14 protein-coding genes are annotated in these 14,165 nt (G+C 76.5%); all 14 read left to right on the top strand.

The annotated features are described in order from the left end of the window. Positions 1-10 precede the first annotated feature (10 nt). The 14 genes from ACI79X_RS09580 to ccsB all read left to right on the top strand — a co-directional run bounded on the left by ACI79X_RS09580 (position 11) and on the right by ccsB (position 14,154). Entirely contained in the window at positions 11-1,531 is a 1,521-nt protein-coding gene (locus ACI79X_RS09580; protein ID WP_457025167.1) for a class I adenylate-forming enzyme family protein, read from the top strand. Next, positions 1,528-1,779, top strand: coding sequence for a glutaredoxin family protein (locus tag ACI79X_RS09575; RefSeq protein ID WP_457025166.1), 252 nt, complete (start codon positions 1,528-1,530; stop codon positions 1,777-1,779). The genes ACI79X_RS09580 and ACI79X_RS09575 overlap by 4 nt, the downstream gene beginning before the upstream one ends. Before the next feature lie 220 nt (positions 1,780-1,999). Beyond that, positions 2,000-2,677, top strand: coding sequence for a redox-sensing transcriptional repressor Rex (locus ACI79X_RS09570; RefSeq protein WP_457025165.1), 678 nt, complete (start codon positions 2,000-2,002; stop codon positions 2,675-2,677). Continuing rightward, entirely contained in the window at positions 2,674-4,035 is a 1,362-nt protein-coding gene (locus ACI79X_RS09565; protein WP_457025164.1) for a glutamyl-tRNA reductase, read from the top strand. Before ACI79X_RS09570 ends, ACI79X_RS09565 begins: the two co-directional genes overlap by 4 nt. Next, positions 4,032-4,976: a hydroxymethylbilane synthase gene (gene hemC / locus ACI79X_RS09560; protein WP_457025163.1), complete on the top strand. Its 945-nt coding sequence runs from the start codon at positions 4,032-4,034 to the stop codon at positions 4,974-4,976. The genes ACI79X_RS09565 and hemC overlap by 4 nt, the downstream gene beginning before the upstream one ends. Positions 4,977-5,055: 79 nt before the next feature. Continuing rightward, positions 5,056-6,585 (top strand): uroporphyrinogen-III synthase, encoded by a 1,530-nt coding sequence (locus tag ACI79X_RS09555; protein ID WP_457025162.1) that lies wholly within the window; start codon positions 5,056-5,058, stop codon positions 6,583-6,585. Beyond that, positions 6,582-7,583: a porphobilinogen synthase gene (hemB, locus tag ACI79X_RS09550; protein ID WP_457025161.1), complete on the top strand. Its 1,002-nt coding sequence runs from the start codon at positions 6,582-6,584 to the stop codon at positions 7,581-7,583. Before ACI79X_RS09555 ends, hemB begins: the two co-directional genes overlap by 4 nt. A 2-nt stretch (positions 7,584-7,585) precedes the next feature. Then, positions 7,586-8,116, top strand: coding sequence for a hypothetical protein (locus ACI79X_RS09545; protein WP_457025160.1), 531 nt, complete (start codon positions 7,586-7,588; stop codon positions 8,114-8,116). Next, positions 8,113-9,495 carry a glutamate-1-semialdehyde 2,1-aminomutase gene (gene hemL / locus ACI79X_RS09540; protein WP_457025159.1) on the top strand — a complete coding sequence of 461 codons (1,383 nt, stop codon included), beginning with the start codon at positions 8,113-8,115 and terminating at the stop codon, positions 9,493-9,495. Before ACI79X_RS09545 ends, hemL begins: the two co-directional genes overlap by 4 nt. Then, on the top strand, positions 9,495-10,127 hold the full coding sequence (locus tag ACI79X_RS09535) for a histidine phosphatase family protein (protein WP_457025158.1): 633 nt from the start codon (positions 9,495-9,497) through the stop codon (positions 10,125-10,127). The genes hemL and ACI79X_RS09535 overlap by 1 nt, the downstream gene beginning before the upstream one ends. Beyond that, positions 10,124-10,699: a TlpA family protein disulfide reductase gene (locus tag ACI79X_RS09530; RefSeq protein ID WP_457025157.1), complete on the top strand. Its 576-nt coding sequence runs from the start codon at positions 10,124-10,126 to the stop codon at positions 10,697-10,699. Before ACI79X_RS09535 ends, ACI79X_RS09530 begins: the two co-directional genes overlap by 4 nt. A gap of 1 nt (position 10,700) precedes the next feature. Further along, positions 10,701-11,525 (top strand): cytochrome c biogenesis CcdA family protein, encoded by an 825-nt coding sequence (locus ACI79X_RS09525; RefSeq protein WP_457025156.1) that lies wholly within the window; start codon positions 10,701-10,703, stop codon positions 11,523-11,525. After that, complete coding sequence (gene resB, locus ACI79X_RS09520; protein ID WP_457025155.1) at positions 11,522-13,168, top strand: cytochrome c biogenesis protein ResB; 1,647 nt, start codon at positions 11,522-11,524, stop codon at positions 13,166-13,168. The genes ACI79X_RS09525 and resB overlap by 4 nt, the downstream gene beginning before the upstream one ends. Next, entirely contained in the window at positions 13,165-14,154 is a 990-nt protein-coding gene (gene ccsB / locus ACI79X_RS09515) for a c-type cytochrome biogenesis protein CcsB (protein WP_457025154.1), read from the top strand. The genes resB and ccsB overlap by 4 nt, the downstream gene beginning before the upstream one ends. The last annotated feature ends 11 nt before the right edge of the window (positions 14,155-14,165 follow it).

Here is a 14,165-nt window from a genome sequence, read left to right as displayed (position 1 = left end):
GGAGGTGCCCGTGACCCCGCCCGCTCCCGCCGCGCCCACGGGACTCGCCGCGCTGGTACGGGACGCCGCGCGGCGCCGGCCGGCCGCGCCCGCCGTCGTCGACGGCGACACCCGGCTCAGCTGGGCCGAGCTCGACGCGCTGGTCGACCGGAGCGCCGCCGCCCTGTCCACCCGCGGGCTCGGGCGCGGCGACCGGGTGGCCGTGCAGCTGCCCAACGGCGTCGCCTGGCTCCGCGCGGTCCTCGGGGCGCTGCGGGCCGGGCTGGTCGTCGTACCGGTGAACACCGCCTACACCGACGACGAGGTCGCCCACGTGCTGACCGACTCCGGGGCCGCGCTCCTCGTGGCCGCGGCGGAGCGGGAGCCGGTGGCCGGGGTGCCGGTGGTGGCCGGCCCGCCCGACGCCGACGGCGACCCGCCGGCGGACGACGACGACCCCGCCGCGCTGTCGTTCCTCGCCTACACCAGCGGCACCACCGGCCGACCGCGCGGCGCGATGCTCACCGCCGCGGCGCTGCGCGCCAACCAGGAGCAGTGCCTGGCCCTGGACCCGCCGCCGGTACGCGCCGACGACCGGGTGCTGCTGGTCCTGCCGCTGTTCCACGTCTACGGCCTCAACGCCGGCTTCGGCCTGGTGGCGGCCACCGGCGCGTGCGCCGTGCTGCTCCCGGTCTTCGACCCGCGGGCCGCCCTCGAGGTCGTCGAGCGGGAGCAGGTCACCGCCGTCCCCGGCGTGCCGCCGATGTACCAGGCCTGGCTGGCGGTCGCCGACGCCGAGGGCGGCGACGGGCACCTGCGGCGGGCGCTGGCCACGGTGCGCCTGGCTTCCTCGGGTGCCGCGCCGCTGCCGGCGGAGACCTGGACGGCGATGCGCGACCGCGCCGGCGTGCGGGTCTGGGAGGGCTACGGGCTCACCGAGGCCTGCCCGGTGGTGGCGAGCACGCTGGCCACCGGGCGGTCGAAGCCGGCGTGCATCGGTGGCCCGCTGCCCGGCGTGGAGGTGGCGCTGCGCGAGGCGGCCGGCGCCCCTGACGGCGGTGACCCGGACGTCGGCGAGGGGCCGGGGGAGCTGTGGGTGCGCGGCGCCAACCTCTTCGCCGGCTTCTGGCCCGACGGCGCCGACGGCCCCGACGCCGCGGGCTGGCTGGGCACCGGCGACCTGGCCCACCGCGACAGCGACGGCGACCTGCACCTGGTCGACCGGCGCAGCGACCTCGTGCTGGTCAGCGGATTCAACGTCTATCCGGCCGAGGTGGAGCGCGTGCTCGACGCGCACCCCGCCGTCGCCGAGAGCGCGGTCATCGGCGTTCCGGACCCGCGCACCGGCGCCGCCGTCGTCGCCGTGGTGGTGACCGTCCCCGGCGCCGAGGTGGACGCCGCAGAGCTCCGTGCCCACGCCGCCGCGTCGCTGGCCCGCTACAAGGTGCCGACGACGGTCGTCTTCCGCCCGGCGCTCCCGCACTCGCTCACCGGCAAGGTCAGCCGGGCCCGGCTGCGCGAGCTCGGCCTCACCGCGGAGGAGGCCCGGTGACCGACCCCGCGCCCCGGCTGGAGCTGCTCACCCGCGCCGGCTGCCACCTGTGCGTCACCGCGGCCGAGACGCTCGCCCGCATCGCGGCGGAGGCCGGCGTGGCCAGCCGGGAGGTCGACGTCGACGCCGACCCCGAGCTGCAGGCCGAGTACGGCGACCGGGTGCCGGTCGTGCTGCTCGACGGCCGCGAGCACTCCTACTTCACCGTCGACGTCCCGCGCCTGCGCCGCGACCTCGGGACCGGCTGACCGCCGGGCCTCCCGTCATCCGCGCGGGTATGGTGTCGGACACAGGTCGCCGCATCCGCGCAGGCCCGGGGCCCGGAGCCCGTCGCGCGACTTTGTTCCTGCGTTCACAAGCGGTTACCGTGGCAGATGCCGGGCGGCCGACCGCCCGGATCCCCGATGTCGTCCGCCCCCCTCGGCTCCCGCCGTCGCCCGGGCGCGACCGCTGTGGAGTAGGCCCGTGATGCAGTCGCGGCCCCGGATCCCGGAGGCCACCGTCGCCCGGCTGGCCGTGTACCTGCGGGTGCTCACCGGCCTCGCCGACGGCGGCCGGGGCACCGTCTCCTCCGGTGAGCTGGCCTCCGCGGCCGGCGTGAACCCGGCCGGGCTGCGCAAGGACCTCTCCCACCTCGGGCCGTGCGGCACCCGCGGCGTCGGCTACGAGGTCTCCACGCTGCGCGACCGCATCGCCGGGGTGCTGGGCATGGAGACCGCCCACGCCTGCGTGCTCGTCGGCATCGGCAACCTCGGCGCGGCGCTCGCCGGCTACGGCGGCTTCGGCAGCCGCGGCTTCGAGTTCGTCGGGCTCTTCGACGCCTCGCCGGCCCGGGTGGGCCAGCAGATCGGCGGCCTCCCGGTGCGCCCGGTGGCCGAGCTCGAGGACGTCGTGGCCGCCACCGGGGCGACGATCGGGGTCATCGCGACACCGGCCGAGGTGGCCCAGCCGATCTGCGACCGGCTGACCACGGCCGGGGTGAGGAGCATCTTGAACTTCGCGCCGGTGACGCTGAGCGCGCCCGCCGGGGTCGACGTCCGCCAGGTCGACCTCTCCGTCGAGCTCCAGGTCCTCGCGTTCCTCGACAAGCAGCGCGGTGCCGTCCCCGGCGTCCGGCTGGACGCGCTCGCCGGGGGGATGACATGAGTCTGCTGTCCGTCGGCATCAGCCACCAGACGGCGCCGGTGGCGCTGCTCGAGCAGTTCGCCATGACCACCGATGACAAGGTCAAGGCGCTGCACGAGCTGGTCGAGAGCGACCACGTCAGCGAGGCGCTGGTCCTGGCCACCTGCAACCGCATCGAGGTCTTCGCCGAGGTCGACCGCTTCCACGGCGGCGTCGCCGAGGTCAGCCGCGTGCTGGCCCGCCAGGCCGGCGCCGGCGTCGAGGAGCTCACCCCGTACGTGACCGTCCACTACGAGGACCAGGCCGTCGCGCACCTGTTCACCGTGGCCGCCGGGCTCGACTCGATGGTCGTCGGCGAGACGCAGGTGCTCGGGCAGCTGCGCGCCGCCTACGCCCTCGCCCAGGAGGAGGGCACGGTCGGCCGGTCGCTGCACCCGGTCGCCCAGCACGCCCTGCGCGTCGGCAAGCGCGTGCACTCCGAGACCGGCATCGACCGCGCCGGCGCCAACCTGGTCACCGTCTCCCTCGACCACGCCGAGGACCGCGTCGGCCCGCTGGCCGGCCGCCCCGCGCTCGTCGTCGGCGCCGGGTCGATGGGCGCGCTCGCCGCCACCACGCTGTCCCGCCGCGGCGCGCTGGTCACCGTCGCCAGCCGCTCCCCGGAGTCGGCCGCGCGGCTGGCCGCCGCCGTCGACGGCGGCACCGCCGAGCTGACCGACCTGCGCGCGGCGATCGCCGACGCCGACGTCGTGGTCACCTGCACCGGCGCCACCGGGCTGGTCGTGGGCACCGACGTCGTCGCCGCCGCCATGGCCGACCGCGGTGGGCGCCCGCTCGCCGTCGTCGACCTGGCCCTGCCCCGCGACGTCGACCCCGGCGTGGCCGCGCTGCCCGGCGTGCACGTCGTCGACCTGGCCCTGCTCCAGGGCGAGCGCTCGGCCGCCGGCGAGGCCGGGGCCAGCCCGGTCGCCGCCGACGACGTCTTCGCCGCGCACGCCCTCATCGAGGCCGAGACCGCGCTGCTGCGCGCCGAGCGGCAGGCCGCCGCCGTCGCGCCCACCGTCTCCGCGCTGCGCAGCCAGGCCGCCGAGGTCGTCGACGCCGAGCTGCTGCGCCTGTCCACCCGGCTGCCCGACCTCGACGCCCGCGCGCGCAGCGAGATCGCCCGCACCGTGCGCCGCGTCGTCGACAAGCTGCTGCACGAGCCCACCGTGCGGGTGAAGGAGCTGGCCAGCACGCCGGGCGGCGTCGACTACGCCGACGCCCTGCGCGCGCTGTTCGGCCTCGGCCTCGACGCCGAGGTGCCCGCCGACGGCCCGCGGCTGGCCCAGGCGGTCGCCGTCGACCCCGAGGACCTGCGTCCCGGCGGTGCGGCATGAGCACACCGGCCACCGCCACCGGCACGCTGCGCCTGGGCACCCGCGCCAGCCAGCTGGCCCGCACCCAGTCGCAGACCGTCGCCGACGCCCTCACCGCGGCCAGCGGCGTGCCGGTCGAGCTCGTGCACATCAGCACCGAGGGCGACCGCTCGGCCGCCGCGATCGCGCAGCTCGGCGGCACCGGCGTCTTCGTCACCGCGATCCGGCAGGCGCTGCTCGAGGGCACCGTCGACGTCGCCGTGCACAGCTACAAGGACCTGCCCACCGCGCCGGAGCCCGGCCTGGTGCTCGCCGCGGTCCCGCCGCGGGAGGACCCGCGCGACGCGCTGGTCGCCCGCGACCGGCTCACCCTCGGCGAGCTGCCGGCCGGCGCCCGCGTCGGCACCGGCGCCCCGCGCCGCGTCGCCCAGCTGCGCGCGCTCGGCCTGGGCCTGGAGATCGTGCCGATCCGCGGCAACGTCGACACCCGCATGGCCCGCGTCGTCCCCGGCGACCTCGACGCCGTCGTCCTCGCCCGCGCGGGGCTCGCCCGCCTCGGCCGGCTCGAGGTGGTCACCGAGACGCTCGACCCGCTGCAGGTGCTGCCCGCGCCCGCGCAGGGCGCGCTCGCCGTGGAGTGCCGGGCCGGCGACGAGCGCACGCGGGCGCTGCTCGCCGCGCTCGACGACCCCGCCACCCGCGCCGCCGTGCTCGCCGAGCGGACCACGCTCGCCGCGCTGGAGGCCGGGTGCAGCGCCCCGGTCGCCGCGTACGCGGAGCTGGCCGAGGGCGACGACGGCCCGGAGCTGTACCTGCGCGCGTCGGTCACCGCGATCGACGGCAGCGACGGCGTCCGCGGCTCGCTCACCGGCCCGGTCGGCGACGCGGAGCGGCTCGGCCGCGAGCTCGCCGCCGACCTGCTCGACCGCGGCGCCGCCGCGCTCATGGCGGCCTCCCGGTGACCCGCCGGGACCCGCGCACCCAGACCCCCGCACACGCCCCCACCAGGGCCAGGACCCCCAGAAGGACCAGGAGCTCGCGATGACGCGCTTCCGCAAGACCCCCGGCCGCGTCGTCTTCGTCGGCGCCGGCCCCGGTGACCCCGGGATGCTCACCGCCCGCGCCACGGCCGCGCTGGCCGAGGCCACGGCCGTGCTCGTCGACCCCGATGTGCCGGCCGCCCTCACCGACGCCGTCCGCGAGGACCGGCCCGGCCTGGAGCTGACCCCGGTCAGCGGCGAGCCGGCCGAGGTGGCCAAGAGCGCCGTCGCCGCCGCGAAGAACGGCGACGTCGTCGTCCGGCTGGTCGCCGGTGACCCCTACACCTCCGAGGCCGCCGTCAAGGAGGTGCTCGCCGTCTGCCGCACCTCGGTGCCCTTCGACGTCGTCCCCGGCGTCGCCCCGGCCACCGCGGTGCCCGCCTTCGCCGGCGTTGCGCTGGGCGGCACCTCGCTGACCGCCGACCTGCGCGACGGCGAGACCGACGTCGCCGCGCTCGGCACCGCGGCCGCCGCCCTCGGCGCCCCCGTGGTGCTGCAGGCCGGCGCCGAGCAGCTCCCCGACGCCGCCACGCGGCTGGTCGAGGGCGGCCTGTCCGGCAGCACCCCGGTCGTCGTCACCAGCGGCGGCTCGGGCACCGGCCAGAAGAGCGTCACCGCCAAGCTGTCGGCCGTCGCCGAGAAGACCGCCGACCTCGCCGGCCTCACCGGCCCGGTCGTGGCCACCGTGGGCGCCGCCGTCGACAAGCGCGGCAAGCTCTCCTGGTGGGAGAGCCGCCCGCTGTTCGGCTGGCGGGTGCTCGTGCCGCGCACCAAGGACCAGGCCGGCGAGATGAGCGAGCGGCTGCGGGCCTACGGCGCGGTGCCGGTGGAGGTGCCGACGATCGCCGTCGAGCCGCCGCGCAGCGCCGCCCAGATGGACCGCGCCATCAAGGGCCTGGTCACCGGCCGCTACGGCTGGATCGTGTTCACCTCGGGCAACGCCGTGAAGGCCGTGCGCGAGAAGTTCGCCGAGCTCGGCCTCGACGCCCGCGCGTTCGCCGGGGTGAAGGTCGCCTGCGTCGGCGAGCAGACCGCCGAGGCGGTGCGCTCGTTCGGCATCGTCCCCGAGCTGGTGCCCTCCGGCGCCCAGTCCAGCGAGGGCCTGCTGGCCGACTTCCCCGAGTTCGACGACGTGCTCGACCCGATCAACCGGGTGCTGTTGCCGCGCGCGGACATCGCCACCGAGACCCTCGCCGCGGGCCTGCAGGAGCGCGGCTGGGAGATCGACGACGTCACCGCCTACCGCACCGTCCGGGCGGCCCCGCCGCCGGCGCCGGTCCGCGAGGCGATCAAGGGCGGCGGCTTCGACGCGGTGTGCTTCACCTCGTCGAGCACCGTGCGCAACCTGGTCGGCATCGCGGGCAAGCCGCACGCCAAGACCGTCGTCGCGGTGATCGGCCCCGCCACCGCCGCGACCGCGCAGGAGTTCGGCCTGCGGGTCGACGTGCAGCCGGAGACGGCCGCCGTCGCGCCGCTGGTCGACGCGCTGGCCGAGTACGCCGAGGCCAAGCGGGCGGAGGCCGGGGAGTGACCCCGGCGCAGGGCGGGTCGAACCCGGGCTTCGCGCGCGGGCGCCGGCTGCGGTCGACGCCCGCGCTGCGCCGGCTCACCGCGCAGACCCGGGTGGCCTCGGCGGACCTGGTGCTGCCGGTCTTCGTCAAGGAGGGCATCTCCGAGCCGGTCCCGATCGGCTCGATGCCCGGCGTCGTCCAGCACACGACCGACTCGCTGCGGAAGGCCGCGCACGAGGCGGCGGAGGCCGGCATCGGCGGCCTCGTCCTCTTCGGCATCCCCGCCGAGAAGGACGAGGCCGGCTCGCAGGCCGACGCCGCCGACGGCATCGTCAACGTGGCGCTGCGGGAGCTGCGCGCCGACCTCGGCGACGAGCTGGTGCTCATCGCCGACCTGTGCCTGTGCGAGTACACCTCGCACGGGCACTGTGGGCTGGTGACGCCGGCCGGCGTCGTCGACAACGACCCGACGCTGGACCGGTACGCCTCGGTGGCCATCGCCCAGGCCGAGGCCGGCGCCCACGTCATCGCCCCCAGCGGGATGATGGACGGGCAGGTGGCGGCGATCCGCCGGGCGCTGGACTCCCGCGCCTTCACCGAGACGCCGATCCTCGCCTACGCGGCGAAGTACGCGAGCGGCTTCTACGGGCCGTTCCGCGAGGCCGCGGAGGGTGCGCCGCAGTTCGGCGACCGCTCGACCTACCAGATGGACCCGCCCAACGCCGACGAGGCGCTGCGCGAGGTGGCGCAAGACCTCGCCGAGGGCGCCGACGCCGTCATGGTCAAGCCCGCGCTGCCCTACCTGGACATCGTCACCCGGGTCGCCGACGCCGTCGACGTCCCGGTGAGCGCCTACCAGGTCAGCGGCGAGTACGCGATGGTCGAGGCGGCCGCCGCCAACGGCTGGATCGACCGCGAGCGGGCCATCCTCGAGACGCTCACCGCCATCCGGCGGGCCGGCGCCGGCCAGGTGCTCACCTACTGGGCGGTCGAGGCCGCGCGCCTGCTCACCCGCTGACCGTGGGACACGTCGAGCCCGGGGGCTCCTGGCGGCCGTTCTGGACGGTCGCCGGGGTCCTCGGGCTCCTCGGCGTCCTGGACCTGGTGCTCCCCGGCCCCGACGTGCCGCCCCTGGTGTGGCTGGTCGCCGTCGTCGCGGTGCTCGGGATCGTCGCCGCGGCCTGCCTCGCGGGGCGCCGGGCGTGGACCGTCCGGGTCGAGCCCGGTGGTCCCGACGCCGCGCTGTCGGTCGGCCGCGAGCGGGTGCCGCTGGCCGACGTCGACGCCGCCCACCTCCGCGCCGTCCGCGCGGGGACGGCGGGCGTCGACGCCGGCGCGCCGGTGCTCGGCGGCGGCTGGTCGGTGCCGCGCGGGCGTACCGGGCTGCCGCTGCGGCTGGCCGACGGGCGCACCGTGCTCGTGCCCACCCGCGACCCCGCGGCGCTGTCCGCGGCGCTGCTCGACGCGGTGCCGGGGAGCGCAGGGTCACACCCCGCCGACCGCGACACCCCCGACGGCCGTCCCGGCGGCAGGGGGACACTGGGGCCGTGACCTCGCTGGACACGACCCGGTACGACTACGCGGCACCCGTCTCGGCCGACCTGTTCGCCCGCGGGCAGCGCCTCACCCCCGGCGGGGTCAACTCGCCGGTGCGCGCCTTCCGCGCGGTGGGCGGCACCCCGCGCTTCATGGTGCAGGCACAGGGGCCCTGGCTCACCGACGCCGACGGCCGCCGCTACGTGGACCTCGTCGCCTCGTGGGGGCCGATGATCCTCGGCCACGCCCACCCGGCCGTCGTCGAGGCGGTCACCGCCGCCGCCCGCCGCGGGTTCTCCTTCGGCACGCCCACCGAGGGCGAGCTGGACCTGGCGCAGGAGATCGTCGACCGCGTCGCCCCCGTCGAGCGGGTGCGGCTGGTCAACTCCGGCACCGAGGCGGTGCTCTCGGCGCTCCGCCTGGCCCGCGGTGCCACCGGCCGCCCGCTCGTCGTCAAGTTCGCCGGCAACTACCACGGCCACGTCGACGCGCTGCTGGCCTCGGCCGGCTCCGGCGTCGCCACCCTCGGCCTGCCCGACACCCCCGGCGTCACCACCGGCGCGGCCGCCGACACGATCGTGCTGCCCTACAACGACGTCGCCGCGGTCGAGGCCGTCTTCGCCGAGCGCGGGTCCGACATCGCCGTCGTCGTCAGCGAGGCGGCGCCGGGCAACATGGGCGTCGTCCCGCCGCTGGACGGCTTCAACGCGCACCTGCGCCGGATCACCGCCGAGCACGGCGCGCTGCTGCTGCTCGACGAGGTGATGACCGGCTTCCGGGTGTCCCGCTCGGGCTGGTACGGCCTGGACCCCGTCGACGCCGACCTGTTCACCTTCGGCAAGGTCATGGGCGGCGGGCTGCCGGCCGCGGCGTTCGGCGGCCGCGCCGACCTCATGGAGCAGCTCGCCCCCGTCGGCCCCGTCTACCAGGCCGGCACGCTGTCGGGGAACCCGGTCGCCGTCGCCGCCGGGCTCACCACGCTGCGGCACTGCACCGACGAGGTCTACGCCCGCTGCGACGAGGTGGCGGTGACCCTGCGGGGCGCCGCCAGCGCGGCGCTGTTCGGCGCCGGCGTCCCGCACCGCGTGCAGCAGGCCGGCTCGATGTTCTCGGTGTTCTTCGTGCCCGACGAGCGCCAGGTGCGCGACTACGAGGACGCCCGCACCCAGGACGTCGCGGCGCACCGCGCCTTCTTCCACGAGATGCTCGCCCGCGGCGTGTACCTGCCGCCGTCGGCGTTCGAGGCCTGGTTCGTCAGCGCCGCCCTCGACGACGAGGCCGTGGAGAAGGTGCTCGACGCGCTGCCCGCCGCCGCCCGCGCCGCGGCGGCCGCCGACCCCGCCGACGCGCCGTCCGACGAGGACGCCAAGGACGCCCAGGAGCTGCAGCCCTGATGGAGACGACCGTCGTCCACCTGCTGCGGCACGGGGAGGTGTACAACCCCGAGGGCGTGCTCTACGGCCGGCTGCCCGGCTACCGGCTGTCCGAGGCCGGCGAGGGCATGGCCCGGCGCGCCGCCGAGTGGCTCGTCGGCCGCGACGTGACGTACCTGGTGTCCAGCCCGCTCGAGCGCGCCCGGCAGACCGCCGCGCCGGTGGCCGAGACCCTCGGCCTGGACGTCGCCGTCGACGAGCGGCTCATCGAGGCCGGCAACGCCTTCGAGGGGCTGCGGGTCGGCGTCGGTGACGGCGCGCTGCGCTCCCCGCGCCACTGGTGGAAGCTCCGCAACCCGATGCGGCCCTCGTGGGGCGAGCCCTACGTGGAGATCGCCGCCCGCATGCTGCTCGCCGTCGAGGCCGCCCGCGACGCCGCCCGCGGCGGTGCCGCCGTCTGCGTCAGCCACCAGCTGCCCATCTGGACGCTGCGTCTGCACCTCGAGGGCAAGCGGTACGCGCACGACCCGCGCCGCCGCCAGTGCGGGCTGGCCAGCGTCACGTCGGTGACCTACGAGGGCGACCGGGTCGCGCGGATCGACTACGCCGAGCCGGCCGGGGCCACCGACCCCGACGCGGTGCCCGGGGCATGAGGCGCGCCCTCCTCGCGGCCGGGGCCGCGCTCGCCGTCCTCACCGGCTGCTCCACCGGCGACGGCCAGGTCGACGTCACCAACGGCGGGCAGTTCCGCTTCGTCGCCGGTACCCCCGCCGGCGAGGTGATCCCCGAGGACCAGCGCCAGTCGGCCCCCGACTTCGGCGGGACGCTGCTCGGCGGCGGCGAGTGGACCTCCGACGAGCTCGACGGGCAGATCGCCGTCCTCAACTTCTGGGGCTCCTGGTGCGCGCCCTGCCGCGTGGAGACGCCGCAGTTCCAGGAGGTGTACGCCGAGGTCCGCGACGAGGGCGTGGCGTTCCTCGGGCTGAACGTCAAGGAGGCCGACGAGCAGTTCGGCCAGGCGTTCGTCGACACCCAGGGCATCGAGTTCCCCTCGCTCTACGACCCCGCCGGTGAGGTCGCGCTGACCTTCCGGGACTACCCGGCCAACGCCATCCCGTCCACGATCGTGCTGGACCGGGAGGGGCGGGTCGCGGCCGTGTACACCGGTGAGGTGTCGCAGGACGACCTGCGGGCCGTCCTGGACCTGCTGCTCGGGGAGGGCTGACGTGGGACAGGAGTTCGCCGCGCTGGTCACCGACGGGCCGCTGCTGGTCGCCGCCGCCGTCGCCGCCCTCGTCGGGCTGGTCAGCTTCGCCTCGCCCTGCGTCCTGCCGCTCGTGCCCGGGTACCTCTCCTACGTCACCGGGCTGGTCGGCAGCGGGGTCCGCACGGCCCCCGCGCCCGCCGGCGACGGCGCGGCGCCCGGGGCCACGGCCACCGCCGTCCGCACCGACGAGCGCTCCCCGCGCGGGCGGATGGTGCTCGGCGCGCTGCTGTTCGTGCTCGGCTTCACCGCCGTCTTCGTCGCCGTGGGCACCGCGTTCGGCGGGTTGGGCCGGCTGCTCGTGCAGTACGACGACGTGATCACCCGGGTCATGGGCGTCGTCGTCATCGTCGTCGGACTGGCCTTCCTCGGTTGGCTGCCGCTGCTGCAGCGCACCGCCCGGCTGTCGGTGCGCCCGGCCGCGGGCCTCGCCGGCGCGCCGCTGCTCGGCGTCGTCTTCGGCCTCGGCTGGACGCCGTGCCTGGGCCCGACGCTGTCGGCGGTCTACTCGCTGGCCTACACCGAGGCCACCGCCGGCCGCGGCGCGCTGCTGTCGGTCGCCTACTGCCTCGGCCTCGGGGTGCCGTTCGTGCTGGTCGCCCTCGGCGCCCGCTGGGCGGTCGGGGCGACGACGTTCCTGCGCCGGCACGCCCGCGCGGTCACCCGCTTCGGCGGCGCGGTGCTGGTGCTGGTCGGCCTGCTGCTGGTCACCGGCGCGTGGACCGAGCTGATGGCCTGGCTGCGCGCGTGGCTCGCCGCCACCGGGCTGGGGGAGTCGGCGCTGTGACCACCACCGCCCCGCCGCGGCCGGCCGCCGCGCCGCCGCCGTCACCCGCCCGACCCTCGGCGCCGCGCCGGGTCGGCGGCTTCCTGCTGCGCCAGTGGCGGCGGCTGACCGCCATGCGCACGGCGATCGTGCTGCTGTTCCTGCTCGCGCTCGCCGCCATCCCCGGCTCGCTGCTGCCGCAGCGGTCGCTGTCGCAGGCCAACGTCCAGCAGTACTTCGCCGACCACCCGACGCTCGCGCCGGTGCTCGACGACCTCTACCTGTTCGACGTCTTCAGCTCGCCGTGGTTCGCCGCGGTCTACCTGCTGCTGTTCGTCTCGCTCATCGGCTGCGTGCTGCCGCGCGCGCTCGAGCACGCCCGCGCGCTGCGCACCCCGCCGCCCCCGGCCCCGCGCCGGCTCACGCGCCTGCCCGACTCCGCCCGGCTGGATCCCGCGCTGCCGGCCGCCGACGCGCTCGACGCCGTCGAGGAGGAACTGCGGGTGCGCCGCTACCGCGTCGTGCGGCGCGAGCGCGCCGGCGTGGCCGAGCTGTCGGCGGAGAAGGGGCTGCTCAAGGAGACCGGCAACCTGGTCTTCCACCTGGCGCTGGTGGCGCTGCTGCTCGGCCTGGCCGGCGGCAAGCTGTGGGGCTACGAGGGCAGCATCCTGGTCACCGAGGGCCAGCGGTTCTGCAACTCGTTCCAGCAGTACGACACCTACTCGTCCGGGGCGCTGGTCGACAGCGGCGACCTCTCGCCGGTCTGCGTCGGCCTCGAGGACTTCCGCGCGGAGTACGAGGAGAACCTGACGGCGGCGTCGTTCACCGCCGACATCACGTACGGCGCCCCCGGTGAGGAGGGCAGCCCCGAGGTGATCGGCGTCAACGACCCGCTGCGGGTCGACGGCGACCGCGTCTACGTGACCGGCCACGGCTTCAGCCCGCGGTTCACCGTGACACTGCCCGACGGGCGCACCTTCGCCGACGTCTCCGCGCCGTTCCTGCCCGTGGAGCAGTCGACGATGTCCAGCGAGGGCGCGCTCAAGCTGCCCGACCTCGGCGCCGGCGCGGACGACCAGCTCGCGCTGCAGGGCTTCTTCGCCCCCACCGGGCTGGTGCAGGACGACATCCTGACCTCGATCGACCCGCGGCCGCTCGCGCCGCAGGTGGCGGTCGTCGCCTACCAGGGCTACCTCGGCCTGGACTCCGGGCTGCCGCAGTCGGTCTACTCCCTCGACCAGTCGCAGATCGAGCGCGGCCGGCTCACCGAGGTGGCCCGCGGCAACCTGTCGGTGGGGGAGTCGCTGGTCCTGCCCGACGGCACCACGGTGACTTTCGACGGGTACTCGGAGTTCGCCGCCCTGCAGTTCTCGCACGACCCGGGCCAGGTGTGGGTGCTCGGCGCCGCGATCGCGGTGCTCGCCGGCCTGCTCGGGATGCTGCTGCTGCGCCGCGAGCGGGTCTTCGCCCGCGCCGACACCGACCCCGCCACCGGCGGTACGGTGCTCGACGTCGGTGCGCTGACCCGCGGCAGCGGCGACGGCGCGCCGCGGTTCGCGGCACTCACCGACGACCTGCGGGCGGTCCTCGCCAGCCGAGGCGCCGCCCGCGCCCACCGCGCCCCGTCCATGGGCGCATCCTCGACCGGAGGAACATCCGCGTGACCCCCGACCAGCTGTCCGGCCTGTCGGACACCCTGTTCTCCACCAGCGTGGGCCTCTACTCGCTGGCCACCGTCGCGTTCTGCGCGCAGCTGGCGTTCGGCCGCCGCCCGGCCCGGGAGCGGGCGCTGGTGACCGCCGGCGGGGGCGGCACCGAGGTCGTCCCGCCGGCCACTCCGCCGGCCACCGTGGACACGGACGCGGGCGCGCTGCCCGAGGACCCGCCGTCGGTGCGCCGCTGGGGCCGGGTGGCGATGCTGCTCGCCGCCGTCGGGGCGCTCACCCACGCCGGCGTGCTGGTCGCCCGCGGCATGGCGACCGACCGGCTGCCCTGGGGCAACATGTACGAGTTCGCCACGGCCGTCGTGCTGGTCGCCGTCGTGGCCTTCCTGGTGCTGGCGCTGCGTTCGCCGGGCCTGCGCCACCTGGGCCTGTTCGTGCTGGCCCCGGTCGTGGTCAGCATGGTCGCGATCGGCCTGTTCCTCTACGTCGAGGGCGGCCCGCTGGTGGCCGCGCTGCGCTCGAGCTGGCTCGCCGTGCACGTCTCGACGGCGATCCTCGGCTTCGGCGTCTTCTTCGTCAGCGGCATCGCGAGCGTGCTCTACCTGGTCCGGTCCCGGTTCGAGGCCCGCGGCGGCGACCCGTCGTCCTCGCGGCTGGTGGCCCGCATGCCGTCGGCGGCCACGCTCGACCGCGTCGCGCACCGCACCGCCGTCTTCGGCTTCCCCATCTGGACCTTCGCCGTCATCGCCGGCGCCATCTGGGCCGAGAGCGCCTGGGGCCGGTTCTGGGGCTGGGACCCCAAGGAGACCTGGGCCTTCATCGCGTGGGTGGTCTACGCCGCCTACCTGCACGCCCGCACGACCGCCGGCTGGCGCGGCCGCCCCGCGGCGTGGGTGAACGTGGTGGGCCTCGCGGTCATGGTCTTCAACCTGCTCTACGTGAACATGGTGTCCACCGGGTTGCACAGTTACGGCGGGGTCAACTGACTTCTGCCCCA

This window comes from Geodermatophilus sp. SYSU D01119 (assembly GCF_054049975.1).
The sequence above is the reverse complement of the archived record's forward strand: the minus strand, read 5'-3'. Positions and strand labels throughout refer to the sequence as shown.